Source organism: Kribbella sp. NPDC003505 (genome assembly GCF_040610875.1).
In the GTDB taxonomy this organism is placed as follows: domain Bacteria; phylum Actinomycetota; class Actinomycetes; order Propionibacteriales; family Kribbellaceae; genus Kribbella.
Window position 1 is genome coordinate 139216 of sequence record NZ_JBEXNA010000011.1, and the last position, 25185, is coordinate 164400.

Consider the following 25185-nt stretch of genomic DNA (forward strand, 5'->3'; position numbering starts at 1 on the left):
GTGTGAAGCTCCCACTCGCGGTGTACTTCCCCAAGCTGTATCAGAGATGCCCGGATCTCCAGGCCATCACAATTGGCGCTCGGCGAGCCGCAGCATGCTGAGCCTCCGTCCCGGCGGGCGATTGTGATGGCCTGGAGATCCTCTGCCGAGCGGCGCTACGGCTTCGCGTGTTCGGCGACCATGCGCACCAGCGTGTCTGGTGGGATGACCTTGACGTGCGGTGCGAGGCCGTCGACGACCGTGAGGACGTCGTCGACGGACTTGCTCCAGGCATGCCATACGACGATCGAGTAGCCCGCGGTCGAGAACGGGTTGCGGGTCGCGGCGTTCAGCTCGGCGGTGACCGATGCCTCGTCGGCGCCGTCGAGCCCTTCCCAGAGCATGGTGCGCGCGGAGATCACCGGCTTGCCCTCGGACCAGACCACCTCGCCCTTGAGGCCGTCGTACCGCGAGTACTCGAGGTAGATCAGGCCGTCGATCTCCGGCCGCTTGAGGTACGACGACCACAGCCGGGTGTTCCCGAACGAGTCGAAATCGATGATCTGGGCAACGGACAGGTCGGAGCGGCCCATCGCCTGAGCCAGGGACGCGGTGTGCTTGTCCAGCGCGGCGGCGGGGTAGCGGCTCGGATACATGTACCCGCCGCCCGACGGGCCGACGACCCAGCGATCCTTGACCGACCGGTCGTAGAACCAGCGCATCACCGACGGCGCCAGATCGATCAGCGACGGCGAGATGCCCCAGCCCAGATCGACCTCACCCCGGCGCGGACTGCCGAACCAGCGCGGATCGGTCGGGAAGTCGCCGAGCGCCCACTGGATGTTGTCCCCGTCGGTGATCAGGAAACTCACATAGTGCGCGTCCGGATCCGGCTCCGGGAGCTTGGCGGAGACGTGCTGCGTCAGGCGGTCCTCGCGGATGCCCGACAGGACCGACAGGTTGCGGGCGTGGTCGGCGGGCAGGGCTTTCACGCCGGTGGCGGAGTTGACGCCGATGAAAGCGTCCTCGCCCGCCGAGGCGTCGCCCCAGCCGATGACCGTGCCGTCGTCGTCCAGCGCCTCGACCACGCCGGCGCGGAACTCCGAGTTGCCGTCGAAGAAGGCGAGCGCCCCCGCCATCGTGACGTAGTCCCGGAGCCGCTCCGGGATGTCCGCGCGCTGCTCCACCACGACGTCGTGCCGCAACTGTGGCCAGTAGGTCTCGAACACCCAGCGGTCGTCCTTGTCCCGCACGTCCAGGACCTTGCGCAAGCCGTTACGGATCGCGAGTGCCTCCAGGCCTTCCTCGATCGCCACGGCACCCGTCACGCCGGCGAGCGTGGTCGCGACGTTGACCGACGGGGTCCCGGCACGAAACAGAACGTATCCGCGGACGCCGGACCGGTTGACGGTGTTCCACAGGTCACCGGTGCGCGCCCGGACGCCGTACCGTGCCACGAGGTCGTCGAGCCAGTGCTGGTACCCGAGCCCGGGCAGGTTGAGGTACAGCGATTCGCCGCCGCGCCGGGCCAGCAGGCCTTGCAGCGTCGTCGCCAGGGTCCGCTCGGGCAGGCTCAGCGAGGACTCGTCGAAGACGTTCAGCACCTGCGGCCGTTGCCCCTTGGGGTACGCCGACGGAGCGGGTGCGGCACCGAAGGCGAGGGACGGCGAGACGGCGGCGGCGAGCCCGAGGCCGGCGGTGAGACCGAGGGCGTGGCGGCGGGAGAGTCGGCGATCGGACATGGGATGCCTCCAGGGAGCGGCTGGTGGACTGTCCTACGTTGTCAACAGGGGGCGACGATGCCACAGCCCTCGCGCCCTCACAAGACCTCAGGCCGGAATCGGCAGGCCATGCCGACGAAGAAGGTCCGCCAGAGCCGGTATGCCGGCGGACAGGTCGTAGTACTCCGCACGCAGCCCGACGCTCAGCGCACCGGCCACGTTGTCTTCGTTGTCGTCGATGAACAGCACGGCCGGCGCAGGCACGCGCAGGGCGCCGAGGATCGCGCGGAAGTACGCCGGATCCGGCTTGGCCAGCCCGAGGTCGCACGAGTAGAACGTCTGGTCGAACCACGCGCCGTACCCGCGCTCGTCCTGCATGATCGCCCGCCGGTACGCCTGCTGGTTGGTCGCGAGGTGGCATCCGATGCCGGCCGTGCGCAGCGACTGGATCAGCGAGATCACCGCGGGCTCGGTGTCGAACCAGCTCCACGGCTCGAGGGCGTCGGCGAGGGACGCCGGCGAGTTCCAGCGCCGCAGGACGTCGGCCACCGCGTCGCGGAAATCGCCCTTGCCGACGAGCGCCGGCTTCTCGGCCCGCATCAGGTCCGCGACGAACGCCTCGCCGCCGGTGGGCACGAGCGCGGTGAGGCGCGACCACCAGTCCCGGGACGGGCGCTGGACGACCCCATCGGCATCGAAAAGGACGGCGGAGACGGCGGGTGAGCTCATGCTGTCATCTTGTCACCGGACCTTGACCGGTTCAGTCGGTATGCGCTTACCTAATGGCTACGTAAACATATCTGGACACCTTCCGGCGAAAACCAACAGAAAGCGCCAGGTGAGGCTATGACCTTGAGTAGAAGGAAGTTTCTGGCGGCCGGCACTGCCGCAGTAACTGCCGGGCTCACCGGCTGCGGCTCCCGCAGCTCACTGGGCGGATCGCACGAGCTCAGCATGTGGACGTGGGTCGGCTCCGTCAACGACGACCTGATCGGCCAGGCGGAGCAGGCGATCCCCGGCTTCGACGCCATGAAGCTGGCGATGACCCGGATCGGCTCCAACTACAAGACCAAGGTGCTGACCGCGCTGGCCGGCAAGTCCCTCGTCCCGGACATCGTCGCGATCAACGACGACGTCGCGACCTACTTCCCGAACGCGGACCAGTTCCACGACCTGTACGACCTCGGCGCGAAGGAGCTGGAGAAGGACTTCCTGCCCTGGAAATGGAAGTGGGGCGTCACGCCGCAGGGCAAGATGATGGCCTACCCGATGGACACGGGGCCGACCGCGCTCTTCTACCGCAGCGACGTCTTCACCAAGGCCGGGATCGACATCGACCCGGCCGCGGTCGCCGGATTCGCCCCGGACTGGGACGCCTTCATCGCGCTCGGCAAGAAGCTCAAGCAGGCCGTGCCGGGCTCGTCGATCACCGACAACATCCAGGGCATCTACGACTCCCGGATGGGCCAGCTGCCCAAGAAGTACATGACACGCGACGGGCAGTACATCGGCGACCAGGACCACGTCCGGGAGGCGTTCGACCTGGCCGTACGCGTAGTGAAGGAAGGGCTGTCGGCGAACGCGCAGAACTCGAGCGACAAGAACGCCGTCGTCACCAACGGCAAGCTCGTCGCCTACAACGGCGCCGTCTGGTGGGCGCAGCTCGGGCCGAAGAACGCGGCGCCGAAGACCAAGGGACTCTGGCGGGTGACGGCGGCTCCTGGTGGCGCCGGCAACCGCGGCGGCTCCTTCCTGGCGATCACGAAGTACTGCAAGAACCCCGAGGCCGCGTTCGCGTTCATCAGCTGGCTGGAGTCGGCGAAGAACCAGGCCCAGGCATTCCTCGACCCGGTCCTCTTCCCGTCGACACCGGCCAGCTACACCGACCCCAAACTCTCGGCGCCCGACCCGTTCTTCGGCGGCCAGAAGATCGTCGATGTGTTCGCCGAGTCCGCGAAGAAGTACCCGGGCGCGTACTTCTCGCCGTACGACAGCATCGTCGGTACGCCGATCGGCAAGGAGTTGGTCAACGTCGAGGCCTCCGGCAAGGACCCGGACGTCGCCTGGGCGGACGCCCAGCGCCAGGTCGAGCGGGAACTCACCCGGGCGGGGGCGATCTGAGATGGCCGTGACGAGCAAAACCCTCCCCGCCGACGTCAGCCTGGCCACCGCGACCGCTGCCGAGAAGCCGCCGAACAAGTACCGCCAGGCCCTCCCGCAGTACGCCGCCGTCGCGCCGTTCTTCATCCTGTTCGCGATCTTCGGCGCGTTCCCGGTGCTGTTCTCGATCTGGATCTCGTTCCACTCCTGGGACGGCATCGGCGACATGAAGTGGGTCGGCCTGGAGCAGTACCACTACCTGCTCAGCGACGCCACGTTCTGGAAGACGATCGGCAACACGCTGATCATCTGGGTGCTGTCGACCGTGCCGATGCTGCTGCTCGCGCTGGTGATCGCCAACGCGCTGCACAACGCGACCCGGCTGCGCACCTTCTACCGGATCGCGTACTTCATTCCCAACGTCACCTCGGTGGTCGCGATCACCCTGGTGTTCGGCTCGATCTTCAGCAACAACTTCGGCCTGCTGAACGCGTTCCTGCAGTCGATCGGAGTCGGCCAGGTCGAGTGGCTGACCCAGCCGTGGGGCATCAAGATCGCGATCGCCACCATCGTCACCTGGCGCTGGGTCGGCTACAACGCGATCATCTACCTGGCCGGTCTGCAGGCGATCTCCGCCGACGTGTACGAGGCCGCCAAGGTGGACGGCGCGAGCCCGCGGCAGACGTTCTGGCGGATCACGGTGCCGATGATGCGGCCGGTCATCCTGTTCACCGCGGTCACCTCGACGATCGGCGGCCTGCAGATCTTCACCGAGTCCCGGGTGCTGTTCGGCGACACCAACAACATCGGCGGCCCGGGCGACGCCGGCCTGACGATCGTGTCGTACCTGTACCAGAGCGCGTTCATCAACAACCAGTTCGGGTACGGCGCCGCGATCGGCTGGGCGCTGTTCATCCTGATCGTGCTGTTCAGCATCATCAACTGGCGGCTGATCGGCGGCACCGACGACGAACGCCTGACCCGACGCGCCGCTCGGCGGGTGGAACGCAGGATCGCAGCCCAGAATGCCAAGAAGACGGCAGCAGAGAGGGAGGCCGCAGATGTCCGTTGAACGCATGCGCACCGCCGTCGGTCACGTCGTGCTGATGCTCGGCGTGCTCGTCTCCCTCTTCCCGTTCTACTGGATGGTGGTGATGGCCTCCAACACCACCCCGGACATCTTCAGCTATCCGCCGAAACTCGTGATCGGCTCGCACCTGTTCGAGAACATGGGCAAGGTGCTCGACAACATCGACTTCTTCGGCTCGATGCTGCTCACGCTCGTCGCGTCGCTCGGCGTGACCGTGCTCGTGCTGTTCTTCGACTCACTCGCCGCGTTCGCGTTCGCGAAGTACCAGTTCCCCGGCCGGAACCTGCTGTTCGGGATCCTGCTCGCGACCTTCATGATCCCGTCCCAGCTGGCGCTGGTGCCGCAGTTCGTGACGCTCGCCGAGTTCGGCTGGATCGGGTCGCTGAAGGCCCTCATCGTTCCGGGCGCGGCGAACGCGTTCGGGATCTTCTGGATGCGCCAGTACGCCAAGGGCGCCATCCCCGACGAGCTCATCTCGGCCGCCAAGGTCGACGGCGCCGGGTTCTTCCGGCAGTACCTCACCGTCGGCCTGCCGGTGCTCCGGCCCGGTCTGGCCTTCCTCGGGATCTTCACCTTCATCAACGTCTGGAACGATTACCTCTGGCCGCTGATCGTGATGACGGACCCGAACCGCCTCACCCTCCAGGTCGCCCTCGACCAGCTCAACGGCATCTACGGCACCGACTACTCGATGGTGATGGCCGGTGCGCTGATGAGCGTCATCCCCCTGATCGGCGTCTTCCTGATCGGTGCCCGCTCGTTCATCGCGGACCTCGCAGCAGGCGCCATGAAGTTCTGACCCGAATCCACAACCAACAACGGGATCTCCTTTGACTGACCACAAGCTCCGCTGGGGCATCATCGGCACCGGCAACATCGCGTCCCGGTTCGCCAGTCAGGTGCCGACGTCGGCGACCAACGAGGTCGTCGCCGTCGGCAGCCGGTCGCTGGAGTCGGCGAACTCGTTCGCCGACAAGTGGGACATCGCCAACCGGCACGGCTCGTACGACGACCTGCTCGCCGACGAGGCGGTCGAGGCGGTGTACATCGCCACCCCGCACCCGATGCACGTCGAGTGGGCGATCAAGGCGGCCGAGGCCGGCAAGCACGTGCTGTGCGAGAAGCCGCTCGCCGTCAACCGGGCGTGGGCCGAGGCCATGATCGAGGCCGCCGTACGCAACGACGTCTTCCTGATGGAGGCGTACATGTACCGGTGCCTGCCGCAGACCAAGCTGATCACCCAGTTGGTCCGCGACGGCGAGATCGGCGCCGTCCACCAGATCCAGGCCACGTTCGCGTTCGCCGCCGGGTACCGGCCGGAGAGCCGGATCTTCGCCGACGACCTGGCCGGCGGCGGCATCCTCGACGTCGGCGGGTACCCGGTGTCGATGGCCCGGCTGATCGCCGGCGCCGCGATCGGCCGGCCGTACGCCGAACCGGCCGCCGTGAACGCGGTGGGCCAGGTCGGCGAGACCGGCGCCGACGAATGGACCGTGGCGACACTGTTCTTCGACGGCGGCGTCACCGCCCAGGTCAGCACCGGCGTCCGGCTCGCCGACCGGAACCAGGTCCGGATCTACGGCAGCAAGGGCTACCTCCAGGTCGACGACCCGTGGTTCGGCGGCGACGGCAAGCCGAACAAGGTCGTCCTGCACAAGGTGGGGGAGGAGCCGCGGGAGCTGTCCGCGGAGCCGGCCCTGATCTACGCGGCCGAGGCCGAGGCGGTGCAGGCGGCGATCGCCTCCGGCGCGCAGGAGGCGCCGGAGATGAGCTGGGCGGACACGCTCGGCAACCTCACCGTCCAGGACCAGTGGCGGGCCGCGATCGGGCAGCAGTACGCGAGCGAGCGGGACGACGCGATCATCCCGACCGCGACCGGCCGGCCGCTCGGCCGGCGCGCCGACGCCCCGATGACGTACGGCGCGGTGCCGGGCGTCGACAAGCAGGTCTCGCGGCTCGTCATGGGCGTCGACAACCAGCAGACGCTGCCGCACGCCGCGGTGATCTTCGACGACTTCGTCGAGCGCGGCGGGACCACCTTCGACACGGCGTACATCTACGGCGGCGGGCGCGGCGAGAAGCTGCTCGGGCAGTGGATGACGTCGCGCGGCAACCGCGACGACGTCGTGGTGATCGGCAAGGGCGCGCACACGCCGCACTGCGACCCCGAGTCGATCACCCGGCAGTTGCACGAGAGCCTCGAGCGGCTGCAGACCGACCACGTCGACCTGTACTTCATGCACCGCGACAACGAGGAGGTCCCGGTCTCGGAGTTCGTCGACGTTCTCGACGAACACTTCAAGGCGGGCCGGATCAAGGCCTTCGGCGGCTCGAACTGGTCCACCGAGCGCTTCGACGAGGCGAACGCGTACGCCGAGGCGAACGGCAAGCAGCCGTTCACCCTGCTGAGCAACCACCTCAGCCTCGCGCGGGCGTACGACGTACCGTGGGCCGGCTGCCGGCACGTCAGCGACGACGCGTCGCAGAAGTGGCTGCGGGAGCGGCAGGTGGCGCTGTTCCCGTGGTCGAGCCAGGCGCGCGGGTTCTTCACCGGGCGGGCCAAGCCGGAGGACACCTCGGACGCCGAACTGGTGCGCTGTTTCTACTCCGACGAGAACTTCCGTAGGCTGGACCGGGCGCGGGAGCTCGCGGCGGCCAAGGGCGTCGAGCCGACAGCGATCGCGCTGGCCTGGTTGCTGCACCAGCCGTACCCGGTGTTCCCGCTGATCGGGCCGCGGCACGTGAGCGAGACCCGGACCTCCACGCCGGGGCTGTTGGTCACGCTCACCGAGGACGAAGTGGCCTACCTCACTGCCTGACGGCCGAATTGGTGGGCGGCTGACACCCATGTAACATGATCTGTCGGAGTCACGACCCTGAACACGGAGAATCATGTCTAAGAAGTGCGATGTCTGCGGCAAGCAGCCGACGTTCGGCAACAGCGTTGCCCGCTTGGGTAAGGGCGCGATGATCCGCCGGGTCAAGGCACGCACGCCCCGGCGGTTCAACCCCAACATCCAGCCGGTCAAGGCGCTCATCAAGGGCACCCCGACCCGCATGAAGGTTTGCACGTCCTGCATCAAGGCCGGCAAGGTCCAGCGCGTCGTCGGCTGATCTCAGCTCTCACTCCGTGTAGGGCCTTTCGAACAGGCGCCCGGGCAACAGCCCGGGCGCCTATTCGTGTTCCCGGCGCTTCAGCCTGCCCGCTCCCGGCGCAGTACACGCGGAGGGTTATCCCCTCGGGTTGCGGGTTCTCCGGTGGTATGCGAGCGGAGAACCCACAACAGGAGCGGATGTCCCCTCGCATGGGAGCCGACGACCCGCCGACCGACGTCCCGCCGCGCCGCCCGTGCATTCGCGCCGCCGGGGTCTCCGGCGGAGGTGCATTTCAGTGGTTAACCCCTGCGGGAGGCCGTTCGCCGTCGGTGTGCAGGGAGTGAAGGGGCCGGGTGAGTGGTTCACCCCTGAAATGGCCGCCTGCCGGGCCGCCCTCGCCGGGCTGGGCTGGGCATGGCTGGGCTGGGCCTGGCTGGTGGGGGCTGGTGGGTGGCTGCTTGGGCAGGTCAGCGGTGGTGGGCGATGACGGTGATCTCGTTGCGGTTGTGGTGGAGCTGGCGGGCGTGCCGTACGTCGTACCGCTCGCGGAGGACGTCGAGGCCGCGGCGGGCGCCGTCCAGCGGGTTCCGGCCGCCGCCCTTGAGCGTGACGATCGCCAGACCGCCACGGCGCAGGTGATCGGCCGCGTCCAGCATCATCCGGGCGCTGGTCACCTGGTCCATCCGCATGTCGTTGACGACCACGTCGAAACGCACCCGGTTCGCGGCGAAGAACCGGCCCGCCGTCGTCGGCTCGTGGTGGATCCGGCGGTCGCCGCGCAGCCGCGGATCGAGCGCGCCCGGGTCGACCGACCACACCTCCTGTCCGTGCTGCCGCAGGATCCGCGTCCAGCCGCCCGGCGAGGCGCCGAGATCGACGGCCTTCCCGTGGCTCGGCAGCTCCAGTCCGAAGGTCGCGATCGCCTCCTCCAGCTTGAACTCCGACCGCGACACCCGCTCCTCACCCCGAGCCAGCCGCATCCGCCCACCCGGCCAGTCCGACAGGCTGTCCGCGCGCCGGTTCAGCCCGACCAGGATCGCCTTCCGGCCGACGAAACACGAGACGACGTACTCCTGCCCGGAGCGCGTGACGGCCACGCCGCGGCCGGTCAGGGCCTCCTCGATGCGGTGGTAGTACGACCCGCCGGTCCCGGCGTCGTCGGTCCAGGCCTGGACGCCGAGCGCCTCGGGGTACTGCGGAAGCTCACCCAGGATCACCTCGGCGAGCTCGTACGACGGCGGCAGCTCCGCGAAGCTCGCGATCTCCTCGGTCAGATGCCGGACGAACATGATCCGCCCCGCGTCGCACGCCGCGGCCAGGTCGCGCACCGACGGCCCGTCCACCCGCCCGAGCTCCGCGCCGACCCGCTGAATCCGCACGTCACGCCCGAACTCGCCCCGGATCTCGCGCACGGCCAACTCGTAACTGTCGGCCGCCGCCGAGAACAACACACTCCTGCCACCGCTCACCCGGGAACCCTACGCGTTAGCCTTCCGGGCGTGGAGGAACTGACCGTTGAGGTGCTGCGAGCCTGGGCCCGGACCGCGCTGGCCGATCTGGCGCTGGCGCGGACCGGGATCGACGAGCTGAACGTGTACCCGGTGCCGGACGGCGACACCGGCACCAACCTCTACCTGACCTGGGAAGCCGCCTGCGACGCGCTGCCCAAGGGCAAGCTCAGCTTCACCGAGGCGATCCAGGCCTTCGGCCGCGGCGCACTCCTCGGCGCTCGCGGGAACTCCGGCGTGATCACCTCCCAGCTGATCCGCGCCTGCGGCCTCCGCCTCGACGAGAACCTCCCGCACGACCGCGAGAGCGGCGTCCTGGCCGACCCCCGGATGAGCGAGGCCGCCGCGTTCGCCGACGCGCTCACGTACGCCGCCGACGCCGCCTACGGGGCCGTCGCGCAGCCCGTCGAAGGCACCATGCTCACCGTGGCCCGCGCCGCCGCCACCGGCGCGATGACCGCCGCCAACGCCGGCAAGACCCTCGCCGACGTCTGCCTCGCCGCGGTCGCCGCCGCCCGCCAGGCGCTGAGCAGGACGACCGAGCAACTCGACGTACTGCGGCGCGCGGGCGTCGTCGACGCCGGGGGAGCAGGTCTGGTGGTGATCCTGGGCGCGATGGAATCGGTGCTCACCGGCCGGCACGTCCGGGTCGACGTCCCCGCCCGGGTCGAGCCGCAGGGCGACAGCGCCGAGAGCCAGGACGGGCCGGCCTACGAGGTGATGTACCTGCTCGACGCGGCCGACGACAAGGTCGGCGACTTCCGGCAGAGCCTGGCCGCGCTCGGCGACTCGGTCGTCGTGGTCGGCGGCGACGGGCTCTGGAACGTCCACGTGCACACCGACGACGTCGGCGCCGCGATCGAGCACGGCATCGACATCGGCCGCCCGCACCGGATCCGCGTCACCCACTTCGACGACCAGACCCACCACCACGAGCCGGCTCCGGGCCGGGCGGTGATCGCGGTCGTCGCCGGCGACGGACTGGCCGGTCTGTTCGCCGAGGCCGGCGCCCGGATCATCCGCGGCGGCCCCGGCCGGCGCTGCTCCACCGGCGAACTGCTGCAGGCGATCGAGCAGTCGCAGGCGCCCGAGATCGTGATCCTGCCCAACGACCAGGACTCGATCGCGGTCGCCGAGGCCGCCGCCACCGCGGCCCGCCAGGATGGCCTCCGGGTCGCCGTGATCCCGACCCGCGCGCAGGTCCAGGGCCTCGCCGCGATCGCCGTGCACGACCCCGAGCGCAGCTTCGACGACGACGTCGTACACCTGTCGGCCGCCGCCGGGCAGACCCGGCACGGCGCCGTCACGATCGCGGTCAAGGACGCCTGGACGATGGCCGGCCGGTGCCGGATCGGCGACGCGCTCGGCGTCGTCGACGGCGACTTCGCGCTGATCACCGACGACCTCGAGGCGGCCGCGCTCGGCGTCGTCGACCGGCTGCTCGGCGGCGGCGGCGAACTGCTCACCGTCGTCACCGGCCGGGACGCCGACCCGGCACTGGCCGACGCCGTGGAGCGCCACGTCCGGCGGCACCGCAAAGATGTCGACGTCATGGTGTACGACGGAGGACAGGACAGGTATCCGCTCCTGATCGGGGTCGAATGAGTGATGTGGGAATGAGTGGCGACATGGACCGCAAGCTCCGGGACTTCCTCGGGGCGAAGACGGCGAAGACGTTCGCGGAGGTGCTCGAGATCGAGACCGTCGGCGAACTGCTGCGGCATTACCCGAGGCGGTACCTGAAGAAGGGCGAGCTGACCCCGTTCGACGAGCTGGAGGTCGGCGACCAGGCCACCGTCAACGGCCGGGTCAAGAAGGTCACCGCCCGGACGCTGGACACCAAGCTCGAGATCAAGGCCGAGGATGCCTACAAGTTTCGCAAGAAGCGGACGATCACCAAGGTCGTGGTCACCGACGGCCGCAACGACATCGAGCTGGCGTTCTTCAACCAGCCCTGGCTGCTGGAGAAGCTGAAGCCGGGCACCGCCGCCCTGTTCTGGGGCGAGGTGACGATGTTCCGCACCACCATGCAGCTGAAGAACCCGGGCACCGAGATCCTCGACGAGGACGACCTCACCGAAGCCGAGATCGAGCGCCGGGCCCGGCCGTTCCGGCCGCTCTACCCGGCGACCGCGAAGTTGCCGACCGCAACGATCGAGCGGTCGGTCAAGATCGTCCTGGACAGCCTCGACGACCGCGTCGACGACCCGGTGCCGGACCTGATCCTGCGCAACGAGAAGCTGATGGGGCTCCGCGAGGCCCTGCAGAAGGTGCATCTGCCGGACACCGAGAAGGACATCCACGACGCGCAGCGGCGGTTCCGGTTCGAGGAAGCGCTCGTGATGCAGACGATCCTCGCCCAGCGCCGCGCGGTGACGGACAAGCTGAACGCCGTACCGCGGCCGCGTGTCCGGGGCCGGCTGCTGGACGAGTTCGACCAGCGGCTGCCGTTCGCGTTGACCGAGGGCCAGGCCGAGGTGGGGGAGGAGATCTTCGCGGACCTCGCCCGGCCGCACCCGATGCACCGCCTGCTGCAGGGTGAGGTCGGCTCCGGCAAGACCGTCGTCGCGCTGCGGGCGATGCTGTCCGTGGTCGACAACGGCGGCCAGGCCGTCCTGCTCGCGCCGACCGAGGTGCTCGCCGTCCAGCATCACAAGACGCTCACCAAGATGCTCGGCGACCTGGCCGAGCAGGGCATGCTCGGCGGCGCGGAGAACGCCACCAAGGTCGGCCTCCTGACCGGCTCGCTGAACGCCGCGGGCCGCCGTACGGCGATGCTCGACGCGGCCAGTGGCGCCGCCGGGATCGTCGTCGGGACGCACGCGCTGCTCGAGGACAAGGTCCAGTTCGCCGACCTCGGGCTCGTCGTGGTCGACGAGCAGCACCGGTTCGGCGTCGAGCAGCGGGCCGCGCTGAGCGCGAAGTCCGGCGACAACACCCCGCACGTGCTGGTGATGACCGCGACGCCGATCCCGCGGACGGTCGCGATGACCGTGTTCGGCGACCTCGCGGTCTCCACCCTGACCCAGCTCCCGGCCGGCCGGTCGCCGATCCAGTCGTCCGTGGTCCCGGCCAAGGAGCGGCCCGACTGGCTCCAGCGGGCCTGGGCGCGCGTCCGCGAGGAGGTCGCCAAGGGCCACCAGGCGTACGTCGTGTGCCCGCGGATCGGGGACGACGTGAAGAACGCGACCGACGAGGAAGGCGAGCTGGTCGCCGACGACGAAGAAGGCAAGAAGCAGGCCCGGCCGCCGATCTCGGTGCTGCAGGTGTCCGAGGCGCTCGCCGAGATCCTGCACGACCTGCGCGTCGAGATTCTGCACGGGCGGCTGCCGGCCGACGAGAAGGACGCCGTCATGTCCCGGTTCGCGGCCGGTGAGATCGACGTCCTGATCGCGACCACGGTGATCGAGGTCGGGGTCGACGTCCCGAACGCCTCGACGATGGTGATCATGGACGCCGACCGGTTCGGCATCTCGCAGCTGCACCAGCTGCGCGGCCGGGTCGGCCGCGGCAAGGTGCCCGGGCTGTGCCTGCTGGTCACCGATCTGTGGGCAGGCTCCAAGTCGTACGGGCGGCTCGACGCGGTGGCGTCGACGACCGACGGGTTCGAGCTGTCGAGGATCGACCTGGAGACCCGCCGCGAGGGCGACGTCCTCGGGGTCGCGCAGTCCGGCCGCCGTTCGAGCCTGAAGCTGCTCAGCGTGCTCCGCGACGAGGACATCATCCTCGCGGCCCGGCACGTCGCGAACTCCATCGTCTCGGTCGACGCCGAGCTGGCCGAGTACCCGGCGCTACGATCCGTCGTCCGCAGCGCCCTGGAGTCGGAGACCACCGAATACCTGGAGAAAACGTGACGCGCATTGTCGGCGGAGCGGCTGGTGGGCGGCGGATCGGCGTACCGGCCGGGAGCGGGACGCGGCCGACCGCGGACCGGGTCCGGGAGGCGCTGTTCTCGTCGCTGGAGTCGGAGTTCGGCAGCTTCCACGGGCTCGCCGTGCTCGACCTGTACGCCGGATCGGGCGCGATCGGGCTGGAGGCGCTGTCCCGAGGGGCCGCGAAGGCCGTGCTGGTCGAGTCGGACCGGCGAGCCGCCGACGTGATCGCCGCCAACATCAAGGTGGTCGGCCTGCCCGGTGCGGTGCTGCTGACCCGGCCCGTGGAGAAGGTGACCGCCGGTGAGCCGCCGGCGGCGTTCGACCTGGTGTTCGCGGACCCGCCGTACAAGCTCGAGACCGTGGAGCTGCAGGACGTGCTCACCGACCTGGCCGCGAACGGGTGGCTCGCCGACGACGCGGTCGCGGTCGTCGAGCGCGGGAAGCGGGAGCCGTGGGAGTGGCCCGAGGGGTTCGCCGCGCTGCGCGACCGCAAGTACGGCGAGGCCCGGCTTTGGTACGGTCACCGCCATGGCTAGAGCCGTCTTCCCGGGGACCTTCGATCCGCCGACCGTCGGGCACCTGGACATCGTCACCCGGGCGGCGGCCGCCTTCGACGAGCTGATCGTCGCGACCGGCGTGAACCAGTCGAAGAACCGGATGTTCGGCCCGCAGGAGCGGATCGAGATGCTCACCGAACTCGTCGCCCCGTTCCCGAACGTCCGGGTCGGCGGCTTCGAGGGGCTCCTCGTCGACTACTGCCGGGCCGAGGGCGCCGGCGTGATCGTGAAGGGCCTGCGCTCGGCCGCCGACTACGACTACGAGTTGCAGATGGCGCAGCTGAACCGGCGGATGACCGGCGTCGACACGTTCTTCCTGCCGACCGCGCCGGAGAACGCTTTCATCTCCTCGAGCTGGGTGAAGGAGATCGCCCGCCTCGGCGGCGACGTCAGCACGTTCGTGACGCCGGCTGTTCACGCTCGGTTACTGGACACGCTCTAGCATCCCCCGGATTGGGCGCGAAGCCGCGGAGTTGGTAGTCTTGACAACCGGTCTCGACGAGACCGAGTTCATGCCTGCCCACGCCTGAAAGGTTTGCTCTGAGCGTCTTGGACCCGCGGTCCCCTCTCGTGATCGACACGCACGAGCTGACACGCCGCGCCGGGTCCCAACGCGAAGTCACCTTCACGGCGCCGGCGCCGGCAGATCTCGGAATCGACGTGATCGGCGTCCCCGAAGGCGATCCGATCCAGTTCGATCTACGACTGGAATCGGTGGTCGAAGGGGTGCTCGTCACCGGAACGGCCCGCGGCCGCCTGGTCGGGGAGTGCGCGCGGTGCCTGGTCGATATCGAGGACGAGTTCCTCGCTGACGTCCAGGAGCTGTACGTCTATCCGGAGAGCGACGCCGAGCCGGACGAGGCCAGCCGGATGGAGGGCGATCTGATCGACCTCGAGCCGGTGCTGAGGGACCAGGTGGTGCTCGCACTGCCGTTCCAGCCGTTGTGTACGGACGACTGTCCGGGTCTGTGCCCCGAGTGCGGGGTTCGCCTGGCGGACGAGCCCGGCCACAAACACGAGGAGCGGAGCGACCCGCGCTGGGCCGCCCTCGGCGGACTGCTCGACGACAAAGAGCAGGACAACTGAAGACAGCTCCACCAGCAGTACCGAAAACGTCAGACTGAGCCGGCCGGGTCCACCAAGGCCTCCGGCCGAACCGAGGAGTCATAACCGTGGCCGTTCCGAAGCGGAAGATGTCGCGCAGCAACACCCGCAGCCGCCGGGCCCAGTGGAAGACCACTGCCCCCTCGCTGGTCACCTGCGTGAACCCCGCCTGCCGCGCGAAGCACCTGCAGCACACCGTCTGCCCGAACTGCGGCCAGTACGGCGCCAAGGGCGAGCGTCGCCAGGTCGTCGAGAGCTAAACGGCACCAACCCAGTGAACTCTGCCAACGAAACGGGGCTCTACGCCGAGCTGAACCAGCGGCTCGGCGTATCGCTGGCTGACGAACTACTGGAGCACGCCTTCACCCACCGCTCGTACGCGTACGAGAACGGCGGGCTGCCGACGAACGAGCGGCTGGAGTTCCTCGGGGACTCCGTGCTCGGCGTCATCGTCACGGAGTCGCTGTTCCGGAACCACCCGGACCTGAGCGAAGGCCGGCTGGCCAAGCTCCGGGCCGCCGTGGTCAACATGCGTGCGCTCGCGGGTGTCGCCCGCGAGCTCAAGCTGGGCAAGTACCTGCGGCTCGGCCGCGGGGAAGAGGCCACCGGCGGCCGGGACAAGTCGTCGATCCTCGCCGACTGCGTCGAGGCGCTGATCGGCGCCGTCTACCTGGACCGCGGCTTCGAGGTCGCGGGCGGGGTGGTGCACCGGCTGTTCGACGACCTGATGGAGTCGTCGGCCCGGCTCGGCGCCGGCCTGGACTGGAAGACCTCGCTGCAGGAGCTGGTCGCCCAGCTCGGCGTCGGCGTGCCGGAGTACGTGATCTCGGAGTCCGGGCCGGACCACGCGAAGACGTTCGAGGCCCGGGTCCGGATCGGCTCCGACACGTACGGTCACGGCATCGGCCGGAGCAAGAAGGAAGCCGAGCAGCAGGCCGCCGAGACTGCCTGGAAGGCTTTGCGCGCCGCGCATCCCGACAGCGTCGACCCCTCGCAGTCCTGAGTTGCCCGAGCTGCCGGAAGTAGAAGTCGTACGGCGGGGTCTGGCCGAGTTCACCACCGGCCGGACCATCGAGTCCGTCGAGGTGCTGCACCCGCGCCCGGTCCGGCGGCACGCCGCAGGGCCGGAGGATTTCGTGTCCCGGCTCAAGGGTCAGGTGTTCGCCGAACCCGCCCGCCGCGGCAAGTACCTGTGGCTGCCGTTGACGTCCGGCGATGCGGTACTCACCCATCTCGGAATGAGCGGCCAGTTCCGGGTCCAGCCGGTCGGCGCGCCCGACGAACCCCATCTGCGGGTCCGGTTCCGGTTCGCCGACGACGGCGGAGAGGTCCGTTTTGTGGACCAGCGGATGTTCGGTGGTCTGTCCTACTCCGAGGGCGGCGCCGAGTTGCCCGCCGAGATCGCCCACATCGCCCGCGACCCGTTCGATCCTCTGTTCGATCCGGACGCGGCGGCCGCCAGGATTCGCCGGCGGCGTACCGGGCTGAAACGAGCGCTGCTCGACCAGACCGCGGTCAGCGGGATCGGCAACATCTACGCCGACGAGGCGTTGTGGCGCGCCAAGCTGCACTACGCGCGGGCCACCGAAACGCTCAAACCCTCGCAGGCACAGGGGATTCTCGGCCAGGCGCATGCGGTGATGGCCGAGGCGCTGACCGTTGGTGGCACCAGCTTCGACGCGCTGTACGTCAACGTGAACGGGGAGTCCGGATACTTCGAGCGCGGCCTCAATGTCTACGGGCAGGAGGGATCGCCGTGCCCGCGGGACGGCCGGCCGATCCGTCGCGAACCGTTCATGAACCGTTCGTCGTACCGGTGCCCGAAATGTCAGCCCGTCCCGCGCCATGTTCGCTGGTGAGCGAGGTATCGTTAATAAACGTGGCCCAGGTTGACCGGTCGGCGTCGGCGGTGTCACCCTGAAAGACGGCACAACTTTTCAGCGCTCCGTCTTGGACCTCGACCTGGAGCGCATCGGCCAGAACCCTTCCGGAGGACAGCACAATGGCCAAGGCTCTTCTAGGGCATCTTGGAGGCACTGACCCGCGCATGCTCGAGCAGGTTCGTCTGCTCAACCGGCGTGTCGCAGATCTGGAGGCGCACGTGATGCGTCTGCAGGCAGAGAACGACCACTTGGTGGCCCAGATCCACGAGGGTCGGCTGCTCACCGTCGACGAGGCGCTGCGCACTCCCGCCTCGGTCTGACGCGGCAGAGGTACTTTCTTCACCGTCACTACACTCTGTACGGCGGTGGCCCCCGTCCGGGCCTCCGCCGGTTGTGTGTTCACCGAATGTTGTGCTCCCAGATCTTCCGCCGGCCGTCTCCCGACGGCCTGGCCTCCGCCGGATTCCGCGGATCTCTTTGTAGACTGCGAAGCGGAACAACTTCCCCCGGGTAGCGGCAGCGTGACGAACAGCTACGGCGGTTCCTTCGGTACCGTCTGTCCTTTCACGGGTTGGAGACCTTCGCCTTGTACCTGAAGAGCATGACGCTCCGGGGCTTCAAGTCGTTCGCGTCCGCGACGACGATGAACTTCGAACCAGGCATCACCTGCATCGTCGGACCGAACGGTTCCGGAAAGTCCAACGTCGTCGACGCACTGGCCTGGGTGATGGGGGAGCAGGGCGCCAAGTCGCTGCGCGGCGGCAAGATGGAGGACGTCATCTTCGCCGGCACCTCCGGCCGCGCCCCGCTCGGCCGCGCCGAGGTGGTGCTCACCATCGACAACACCGACGGCGCGCTGCCGATCGAGTACGCCGAGGTGACGATCAGCCGGACGATGTTCCGCAACGGCGGGTCCGACTACCAGATCAACGGCCAGAACTGCCGCCTGCTCGACGTCCAGGAGCTGCTCAGCGACTCCGGTATCGGCCGCGAGATGCACGTCATCGTCGGCCAGGGTCAGCTGGACTCGATCCTGCGCGCCACGCCGGAAGGCCGCCGCGGGTTCGTCGAGGAGGCCGCCGGCGTCCTGAAGCATCGCAAGCGCAAGGAAAAGGCGATCCGGAAGCTGGAGGCCACCGAGGGCAACCTGCACCGGCTCGGGGACCTGATCACCGAGATCCGCCGTCAGCTCAAGCCGCTCGGGCGCCAGGCGGAGGTGGCGCGCCGCGCGGTGACGATCCAGGCCGAGGTCCGCGACGGCCGCGCCCGGCTGCTCGCCGACGACATCGTCCAGGCCCAGTCCGCGCTCGAGGCCGAGCTGCGGGACGAGGCCCGCCTGACGGAGCGCCGTACCGAGACCGAGGCGAAGCTGCGCGAGGCCCGGGAGCTGGAGGCGGAGCTCGAGGACGCGCTCCGCGAGGACGCGCCGGCGCTGCAGGCCGCCCAGGACACCTGGTACCAGCTGTCCGGCTTCAGCGAGAAGATCAAGGGCACGGCGCGGATCGCGGCGGACCGGATCCGCTCGCTGAACGACGAGGCCGAGGACGGGCCGCGCTCGGGACGTGACCCCGAGGAGCTCGAACTGGAAGCCGCCAGGGTCCGCGAGACCGAGGCCCAGATCGAGGCCGAGGTCGAGGCGCACTCCGAGTTGCTCGCCGAGTCCGTCGAGCGCCGCCAGCAGCTGGAGGCTCAGGAGGCCGAGGAGGAGCGCCGGATCTCGGCGCTGATCCGGGCCGCCGCCGACCGCCGCGAGGGCCTGGCCCGGCTGACCGGCCAGGTGAACGCCCTGAAGAGCCGCGCGGCGGCCGCCGAGTCCGAGATCGGCCGGCTGGCCACCAACATGCGTGAGGCCGAGGCCCGGGCCGCGAAGGCCCAGCACGACTTCACCGCGCTGGAGACCCAGGTCGCCGGGCTGGACGCGGGCGAGAAGGGCCTCGACGACCAGTACGAGGCCGCCCAGGCCGTTCTCGACGAGATGGACGAGCGGCTGGCCAAGCTGCGGGCCGAGGAACGCGACGCCGAGCGTGAGCGCACCGGTCTGGCGGCGCGCAAGGAAGCCCTCGAGCTCGGCCTGAATCGCAAGGACGGGGCCGGCGCGCTGCTGGCCGCTTCCGAGCAGGTGAACGGCCTGATGGGATCGGTCGCCGCGCTGCTGAGCGTCCGGTCCGGGTACGAGACCGCGATCGCGGCGGCGCTCGGCGAGGCCGCGGACGCGGTCGCCGTCACCCACACCGACGCGGCGCTGCACGCTGTCGGGCACCTCAAGGAGCACGACCTCGGCCGCGCCGGGCTGCTCCTCGGCGACGCCCCGGCCGACGACTACACGCTGTGGCCGGCGCTCCCGTACGGCGCGTCGTACGCGGTGGACGTCGTCGACTGCCCGGAGCCGCTGCGGCCCGCGCTGCGGCGGCTGCTGCGCAAGGTCGCGGTCGTCGACGACGTGAACGCGGCCCGGTCCCTGGTCCGGAACCTCCCCGACGTCACGTGTACGACGCGTGCGGGCGACGTCCTCGGCGCGCATTTCGCGTACGGCGGGTCGGATGCGGCGCCCAGCCTGATCGAGGTGCAGTCCGCGGTCGACGAGGCGGCAGAGAAGCTGACCGAGGCGACGGCGCGCAGCGAGCGGCTGCGGTTCGAGCTGCAGGCCCTGGAGGACGAGCGGGCCCGGCAGAAGGAGTCCGTCGAGATCACGCTGGCGCGGCTGCACGAGTCGGACGCGGCGATGGCCGCGGTGGCCGAGCAGCTGGCGCACTTCGGGTCGCTGGCCAAGGCGTCCCGCGGCGAGGCGCAGCGGATGGCCGAGGCGATCGCGGCGGCCGAGGAGGAGCGCGACAAGAACCTGTCCGGCCTGGCCGAGCTCGAAGAGCGGCTGATGGACGCCGAGGCGTTCGACGAGGAGGGCGACGAGCCCGACACGTCGCAGCGCGACCGGCTGGCCGAGGAGGCCAAGGCCGGGCGCGCGGCCGAGATGGAGGCGCGGCTGGCGCTGCGGACCACCGAGGAGCGGGCCCGGGCGCTGTCCGGGCGTGCGGACTCGCTGGAGCGCGCGGCCCGGCAGGAGCGCGAGGCACGCGCCCGGGCGATCGCCCGCGCGGCGCGGCGGGCCCGGCAGGCGGAGGCGGCGCAGGCCGTGCACCTGGCGGCCGGTCACGTGCTGGCGCGGCTTGAGCAGTCCCTGCAGCTGGCCGCCTCCGAGCGGGCCACGATCCAGGCGCAGCGCTCCGACCGGGAGCAGGCCCTCGCACAGGCGCGGTCCGCGACCCGGAACCTGAGCTCCGAGCTGGAGCAGCTGACCAACACCGTGCACCGCGACGCGCTCGCGCGGGCCGAGCAGAAGATGCGGCTCGAGGCGCTGTACGAGAAGGCGCTCGGCGAGCTCGGCATCGAGGTGGACGCCCTGGTCGCGGAGTACGGCCCGGACCAGTTGGTTCCGCCGCTGCCCAAGGCCGGCGAAGAGGAGACGCTCGAGTTGGAGGGGGAGCCGTTCGACCGGACCAAGGTCGAGAAGCGGCTCAAGCAGGCCGAGCGGGCGCTGAACCAGCTCGGCAAGATCAACCCGCTCGCGCTCGAGGAGTTCGAGGCGATGGAGGAGCGGCACCGGTTCCTCTCCGAGCAGCTCGAGGACCTGAAGAAGTCCCGGCGGGACCTGATGGACATCGTCAAGGAGGTCGACGAGCGGGTCGAGCAGGTCTTCACCGAGGCGTACCGGGACGTCGAGGCCGCGTTCGAGCACGTCTTCAGCCGGCTGTTCCCGGGCGGTGAGGGCCGGCTCGTGCTGACCGACCCCGACGACATGCTCGCCACCGGCATCGACGTCGAGGCCCGCCCGCCGGGCAAGAAGGTCAAGCGACTGTCGCTGCTGTCCGGCGGCGAGCGGTCGCTGGTCGCGGTCGCGTTCCTGGTCGCCCTGTTCAAGGCCCGCCCGTCGCCGTTCTACATCCTCGACGAGGTCGAGGCCGCCCTGGACGACACCAACCTCGGCCGCCTCTTGGAGATCTACGAGGAACTCCGCGAGAACAGCCAGCTCCTGGTCATCACCCACCAGAAGCGCACCATGGAGGTCGCCGACGCCCTGTACGGCGTCACCATGCGCGGCGACGGCGTCTCCGCGGTCATCTCCCAGCGAATCCGCGAACCCGAACCGGTGTAGCCCGAGGTCAGCCCACGCGCGCTCCCCACCCGCCCCCGCTAGGTGCGGTGCATGTGCTTCCGGCTGCCGCCGGCGGGTTGCGAGCTGCGACTCGCGGGCGAATGCCCTGGCCGGTGTCGAGGCGGGCGAGACCTATCACATCACTCGGAACGGCACCGAGGTCACCGAGCTGCGGCCGTTGACCCCCCGGCGCCAGCCCACCACCGAGGAGCTGCTCGCAGAGGCTCGGCTGCTGCCTCGGATCGATGCGGCCGCGATGCGGCGAGAGGCTGACGAGTTCTTCGGTTCCGAGGACCGGATCGGCGAAGACGACGATCCGTTGACGCGCGCGTGAGTGAGCGACCGCTCGTAGGTGTCCTCGACACCTGCACGTATATCGACTTGCTGGACCTGGACACGACCGGCCTCCCCGACCGTTGGGAGCTGACGGCGATCTCGATGGCCGAGCTTCAGCAGGGGGTCGGAATGGCCAAGGATCCGTTCACTCGCGCAGCGAGGGCGGAGGTGCTGAGCTCGGCGGTGAAGACGGTCGACCCCCTGCCCTTCGACGGGACCGCGGCAACGCGGTACGGAACCTTGGTCGCGCTGACTGTCGCGGCTGGGCGTGACCCCAGGCCGCGGCGCAGGGACCTGATGATCGCGGCGATCGCGTCCAGCCGGAATCTGCCGCTGTACACGCGGAATCCCGCCGACTTCAAGGGTTTGGACGACCTGCTGACGGTCCACGCGGTCTAAGGATCTCAGGCCGTGATCGTCATCGAGGCGAGTTCGTCGTTCTGGACGTCGAAGGTGAAGTGGGACGGGCCGTTGAAGCCGTCGCCGCCGACCTGCGTCAGGACGGTGAGGGGGTTGCCCGGGGTGGTGACCTGGGTGTCGGTGAAGGTGGCGCGTTTGCCGATCAGCTCGTTGTCGCTCCAGGAGCGGATGCGCTCGTGGCCGCGGAACTCGCGGCCCCAGTCGTCGACGTAGCCGTCCTCGGCGAACGCCGCGACGAACGCGTCGTTGTCCAGGGCGTCGATCGCGTCGAGCGCGCGCCGGACGGCTGCGGGGATCTCTGCGGGGGTCTCTGCGGGCTTGTCTGGGCTCATGCCGGTGACGATAACCCTCGCGGTTGAACCGGTTGCGGGATCCGCACGTATGGCGGGTGACGGATCGGGCGACCGAGGAGGGTTCCGATGAAGCGACTGGGCAGTGTGATCGCAGCGTCCGTGCTCGGACTGGCCGGGCTGGCGGCCTGTGGAAGTGGCGACTCGGGATACGGCTCGGGTTCCGGCTCGGCGCCCGCCGCGTCCTCGGCGCCGGCCGCGGTGAAGCTGACCGTCGCGGAGGTCGGCGACTACGGCAAGATCGTTGTCGATGGCAAGGGGCGGACGGTGTACGTGTTCGACAAGGACACCTCAGGTACGTCGAACTGCTCGGGCGACTGCCTCGCGAAGTGGCCGGCGGTCGCGGCCGGTGCGGGGACGCCGCAGCTCGACGGCATCGACGCGTCGCTGGTCAGCACGGTGACCCGCTCCGACGGCACCAAGCAGCTGGCCATCAAGGGCATGCCGCTCTACCTGTTCGCCGGCGACAGCCAGCCCGGTGAGGTCAAAGGGCAGGCTGTCGGCGGTGTCTGGTGGGTGGTCGGCGCGGACGGCCAGAAGATCAGCACCAAGCCGGGCGCTTCCGGCAATGGCTACGGTTACTGATCCGACTGGTGCCGTTGTGGTGTGGGCGCCGACCGATCCCGGTATCGTGCGGTCGGTGGGTGACAACCCAGCGCCGCACGACGCCGAGACGCTGATCCGGGCGCTGTACGCCGAGCACGGCCGCAGCCTGCTCGCGTATGCGACCCGTCTCACCGGAGACCGCGCCGCGGCCGAGGACGTCGTACAGGAGACGCTGCTGCGGGCGTGGAAGCACGCGGACGACCTGACCGGCGGCAGAGGGTCGGTGCGGGGCTGGCTGCTGACTGTCGCGCGCAACCTGGTCACCGACCGGGCTCGGGCGCGTGCGGTGCGGCCGGCCGAGGTGGCGGACGTCATGGACCGGCCACCGGTCGAAGGGGACCACTCCGAGTCCGTCGTGAACACCATGGTGGTGATGGACGCGCTGGACACGCTGTCGCCCGAGCACCGCGACGTACTCGTCCAGCTGTACTACCGCGGCCGGTCCGTCGCCGAGGCCGCCAAGGAACTGGGGATTCCGCCGGGTACGGTGAAATCGCGTTCGTACTACGCCCTCCGAGCTCTGCGCGCGGTGATGGCAGGGAAAGCAGCGGAGGTGTCCCATGAGTGAGCACGACCGTACGCAGCTGGGCGCCTACGCCCTCGGCGCGCTGGACCCGGCCGAGGCCGAGGCCGTCGACGAGCACCTGGCCACCTGTGCGGAGTGCCGCGCGGAGCTGGCCGAGCTGACCGAGGTGAAGGACTTCCTCGGCGAGGTGCCGCCGGAGGCGTTCCTGGATGGACCGCCCGAAGGCGGCGACCTGCTGCTGCAGCGCACGCTACGGGAGGTCCGGGAGCCTCAGGTGCAGGCGCCGCCGAAGCGCCGTTCCCGCTGGCTGCTGATCGCGGCGGCCGTGGTCGTGGTGGCCGGTGCGCTCGGCGGAGGCGTCGTCCTCGGCCGGTCGACCGCACCGGACGGCGATCAGCCTGTTGCGGGTGCCCGGCAGGTCACGACCTCGGACACGACCTCTGGCGCCACCATGGCTGCCACGGTGGAGCCCCGTGTGGGCTGGAGCTGGATTCGGGTGCAGGTGACTGGCCTGAAAGCCGGAGACGAGTGCGAGATGGTCGTCACCGACAAGGACGGCGAGGCCTGGATCGCGGGCAGCTGGCTGGTTTCGGAGAAGGCTGCGAAGAGCGGGAGCGCGTTCGGCGGCGGTGTGCTGGTTCCACCGGATCAGGTGCGCTCGGTCGAGATCAGGACGGTGCAAGGAAGGCACATCATCACAGCCACCATCTAACCCACATCTAACCCACATCTAACCCGGTTGCAGGACACGAGAGGATGGGGCTGTGGCTACTACCTCCGAGGACCTGCGAGAGCGCCGGAAGAACGCAGCGGACAGCTGTGAGCGCTGGCTGTCGCATCGGCGCGTGCCGGCACCGGACCGGTTACGGCAGCTCGCTGAGGTCGCCACAGACGACGAGGTTGATGGCTACGGCAACGGCGGTGAGGTCGCCACGCTGGAGCGAGAGGTCGCGGAGCTGTTCGGCAAGCCGGCGGCCGTGTTCATGCCGACCGGCATCATGGCGCAGCAGAGCGTCCTGCGCGTGTACGCCGACCGTGCGGGCACCAGCCGGGTCGCCGTGCACGGCCTCGCCCACCTACTCGTGCATGAACTGAACGCGCTGGAAGAGGTGCACCACCTGCGCATCGAGCGGCTGACGTCGGAGCCACGCCAGCCGCGACCGGACGAGCTGGCTGCGATTCCCGGCGAGCTGGCTGCGGTCACGCTGGAGCTGCCGCTACGGGACGCCGGGTTCGTGCTGCCGACCTGGGACGAGCTGGTCGTGTTCTCCGAGTCCTGTGCGGAGCGCGGCGTCCCACTGCACCTGGACGGGGCACGGTTGTGGGAGAGCACGCCGTACCTCGAGCACAGCCTCGCAGACATCGCCGCGCTGGCGTCGACGGTGTACGTGTCGTTCTACAAGGTGCTGGGCGGTATCAGCGGGGCAGCGCTCGCCGGCCCCGAGGACGTGATCGCCGAGGTACGGCGGTGGCAACGCCGGCTGGGCGGCAATCTGTACTCGCTGTTCCCGTACGCCGTCTCCGCGCGCCACGGACTGCGGACGGTGCTGCCGCTGATGGACGACCTGTACCAGCGTGCCGTCGAGGTCGCAATGGCCTTGCAGAGCGAGGGTTTTCGCGTCTTTCCCGAGCCGCCGCACACGAATTCGTTCCGCGTCTACGCGCCGCGCCCGGCCGAGTCGATCGAGCAGGCGGCCGTCGAGCGGATGGAGCGCACCCGCGAGGCGTTGTGCGGTGCTTGGCAGCCGGCCGACGTCCCCGGGTGGTCGTGGGTCGAGCTGGTGATGACGCCGGCCACGCTGGACTGGCAGGTCGGCGAGATCGCCAAGGCGTTCCGGGAACTTCTGGTGCGCTGAGCGCGTCAGGCAAGGTGTTGGTAGTGGG

25 protein-coding genes are annotated in these 25185 nt (G+C 69.6%); 21 read left to right on the forward strand and 4 right to left on the reverse strand.

What is annotated here, in order from left to right; all coding sequences use genetic code 11:
• Positions 1–155: 155 nt before the first annotated feature.
• Positions 156–1721: a GxGYxYP domain-containing protein gene (locus ABZX12_RS32095; RefSeq protein WP_355699197.1), complete on the reverse strand. Its 1566-nt coding sequence runs from the start codon at positions 1719–1721 to the stop codon at positions 156–158.
• Between the two features lie 87 nt (positions 1722–1808).
• Complete coding sequence (locus ABZX12_RS32100) at positions 1809–2429, reverse strand: HAD-IA family hydrolase (protein ID WP_355699198.1); 621 nt, start codon at positions 2427–2429, stop codon at positions 1809–1811.
• Positions 2430–2546: 117 nt separating this feature from the next.
• On the opposite strand from ABZX12_RS32100, the gene ABZX12_RS32105 reads away from it, so the two are divergent.
• The 5 genes from ABZX12_RS32105 to rpmB all read left to right on the forward strand — a co-directional run bounded on the left by ABZX12_RS32105 (position 2547) and on the right by rpmB (position 8004).
• Positions 2547–3821, forward strand: coding sequence for an extracellular solute-binding protein (locus ABZX12_RS32105; protein WP_355699199.1), 1275 nt, complete (start codon positions 2547–2549; stop codon positions 3819–3821).
• A 7-nt stretch (positions 3822–3828) separates the two neighbouring features.
• A complete protein-coding gene (locus ABZX12_RS32110) occupies positions 3829–4872 on the forward strand; it encodes a sugar ABC transporter permease (protein WP_355699200.1) in 1044 nt (347 codons plus the stop codon).
• The gene (locus ABZX12_RS32115) at positions 4862–5689 is read left to right on the forward strand and encodes a carbohydrate ABC transporter permease (protein ID WP_355699201.1); all 828 of its coding nucleotides are present in this window, start codon (positions 4862–4864) and stop codon (positions 5687–5689) included. The genes ABZX12_RS32110 and ABZX12_RS32115 overlap by 11 nt, the downstream gene beginning before the upstream one ends.
• Positions 5690–5720: 31 nt before the next feature.
• Entirely contained in the window at positions 5721–7709 is a 1989-nt protein-coding gene (locus tag ABZX12_RS32120; protein WP_355699202.1) for an aldo/keto reductase, read from the forward strand.
• 73 nt (positions 7710–7782) lie between these two features.
• Entirely contained in the window at positions 7783–8004 is a 222-nt protein-coding gene (gene rpmB, locus ABZX12_RS32125; RefSeq protein ID WP_131463921.1) for a 50S ribosomal protein L28, read from the forward strand.
• A 449-nt stretch (positions 8005–8453) separates the two neighbouring features.
• Here the strand turns inward: rpmB and ABZX12_RS32130 are convergent, their stop codons facing one another.
• Positions 8454–9455 (reverse strand): SAM-dependent methyltransferase, encoded by a 1002-nt coding sequence (locus tag ABZX12_RS32130; protein WP_355699203.1) that lies wholly within the window; start codon positions 9453–9455, stop codon positions 8454–8456.
• Positions 9456–9485: 30 nt separating this feature from the next.
• On the opposite strand from ABZX12_RS32130, the gene ABZX12_RS32135 reads away from it, so the two are divergent.
• The 12 genes from ABZX12_RS32135 to ABZX12_RS32190 all read left to right on the forward strand — a co-directional run bounded on the left by ABZX12_RS32135 (position 9486) and on the right by ABZX12_RS32190 (position 21798).
• Positions 9486–11099 carry a DAK2 domain-containing protein gene (locus ABZX12_RS32135; protein WP_355699204.1) on the forward strand — a complete coding sequence of 538 codons (1614 nt, stop codon included), beginning with the start codon at positions 9486–9488 and terminating at the stop codon, positions 11097–11099.
• Positions 11100–11122: 23 nt separating this feature from the next.
• Entirely contained in the window at positions 11123–13348 is a 2226-nt protein-coding gene (gene recG, locus ABZX12_RS32140) for an ATP-dependent DNA helicase RecG (protein ID WP_355699205.1), read from the forward strand.
• Positions 13345–13905 (forward strand): 16S rRNA (guanine(966)-N(2))-methyltransferase RsmD, encoded by a 561-nt coding sequence (gene rsmD, locus ABZX12_RS32145; RefSeq protein ID WP_355699206.1) that lies wholly within the window; start codon positions 13345–13347, stop codon positions 13903–13905. Before recG ends, rsmD begins: the two co-directional genes overlap by 4 nt.
• Entirely contained in the window at positions 13898–14368 is a 471-nt protein-coding gene (coaD, locus tag ABZX12_RS32150; protein ID WP_355699207.1) for a pantetheine-phosphate adenylyltransferase, read from the forward strand. Before rsmD ends, coaD begins: the two co-directional genes overlap by 8 nt.
• 128 nt (positions 14369–14496) lie before the next feature.
• Complete coding sequence (locus ABZX12_RS32155) at positions 14497–15012, forward strand: DUF177 domain-containing protein (RefSeq protein WP_355699208.1); 516 nt, start codon at positions 14497–14499, stop codon at positions 15010–15012.
• An 86-nt stretch (positions 15013–15098) separates the two neighbouring features.
• Positions 15099–15290, forward strand: coding sequence for a 50S ribosomal protein L32 (rpmF, locus tag ABZX12_RS32160; RefSeq protein WP_130387616.1), 192 nt, complete (start codon positions 15099–15101; stop codon positions 15288–15290).
• A gap of 14 nt (positions 15291–15304) precedes the next feature.
• Complete coding sequence (gene rnc / locus ABZX12_RS32165; protein WP_355699209.1) at positions 15305–16033, forward strand: ribonuclease III; 729 nt, start codon at positions 15305–15307, stop codon at positions 16031–16033.
• A gap of 1 nt (position 16034) precedes the next feature.
• Complete coding sequence (mutM, locus tag ABZX12_RS32170) at positions 16035–16889, forward strand: bifunctional DNA-formamidopyrimidine glycosylase/DNA-(apurinic or apyrimidinic site) lyase (protein ID WP_355699210.1); 855 nt, start codon at positions 16035–16037, stop codon at positions 16887–16889.
• Between the two features lie 188 nt (positions 16890–17077).
• Complete coding sequence (locus tag ABZX12_RS32175; RefSeq protein WP_238151152.1) at positions 17078–17233, forward strand: hypothetical protein; 156 nt, start codon at positions 17078–17080, stop codon at positions 17231–17233.
• Between the two features lie 266 nt (positions 17234–17499).
• Positions 17500–21063 (forward strand): chromosome segregation protein SMC, encoded by a 3564-nt coding sequence (gene smc / locus ABZX12_RS32180; protein WP_355699358.1) that lies wholly within the window; start codon positions 17500–17502, stop codon positions 21061–21063.
• Positions 21064–21241: 178 nt separating this feature from the next.
• Positions 21242–21397, forward strand: a complete 156-nt coding sequence (locus ABZX12_RS32185) for a hypothetical protein (RefSeq protein WP_355699211.1) — start codon at positions 21242–21244, stop codon at positions 21395–21397.
• On the forward strand, positions 21394–21798 hold the full coding sequence (locus tag ABZX12_RS32190; RefSeq protein WP_355699212.1) for a VapC toxin family PIN domain ribonuclease: 405 nt from the start codon (positions 21394–21396) through the stop codon (positions 21796–21798). The genes ABZX12_RS32185 and ABZX12_RS32190 overlap by 4 nt, the downstream gene beginning before the upstream one ends.
• A gap of 5 nt (positions 21799–21803) precedes the next feature.
• Here the strand turns inward: ABZX12_RS32190 and ABZX12_RS32195 are convergent, their stop codons facing one another.
• On the reverse strand, positions 21804–22151 hold the full coding sequence (locus ABZX12_RS32195; RefSeq protein WP_355699213.1) for a nuclear transport factor 2 family protein: 348 nt from the start codon (positions 22149–22151) through the stop codon (positions 21804–21806).
• An 87-nt stretch (positions 22152–22238) separates the two neighbouring features.
• On the opposite strand from ABZX12_RS32195, the gene ABZX12_RS32200 reads away from it, so the two are divergent.
• Genes ABZX12_RS32200 through ABZX12_RS32215 form a run of 4 tightly spaced genes read left to right on the forward strand, consistent with a single transcriptional unit; the run spans position 22239 to position 25157 of the window.
• On the forward strand, positions 22239–22754 hold the full coding sequence (locus ABZX12_RS32200; protein ID WP_355699214.1) for a hypothetical protein: 516 nt from the start codon (positions 22239–22241) through the stop codon (positions 22752–22754).
• A gap of 55 nt (positions 22755–22809) precedes the next feature.
• Positions 22810–23343, forward strand: a complete 534-nt coding sequence (locus ABZX12_RS32205) for a sigma-70 family RNA polymerase sigma factor (protein ID WP_355699215.1) — start codon at positions 22810–22812, stop codon at positions 23341–23343.
• Positions 23336–24013 (forward strand): zf-HC2 domain-containing protein, encoded by a 678-nt coding sequence (locus ABZX12_RS32210; RefSeq protein WP_355699216.1) that lies wholly within the window; start codon positions 23336–23338, stop codon positions 24011–24013. Before ABZX12_RS32205 ends, ABZX12_RS32210 begins: the two co-directional genes overlap by 8 nt.
• Positions 24014–24065: 52 nt before the next feature.
• The gene (locus tag ABZX12_RS32215; protein ID WP_355699217.1) at positions 24066–25157 is read left to right on the forward strand and encodes a beta-eliminating lyase-related protein; all 1092 of its coding nucleotides are present in this window, start codon (positions 24066–24068) and stop codon (positions 25155–25157) included.
• Positions 25158–25185: the final 28 nt, after the last annotated feature.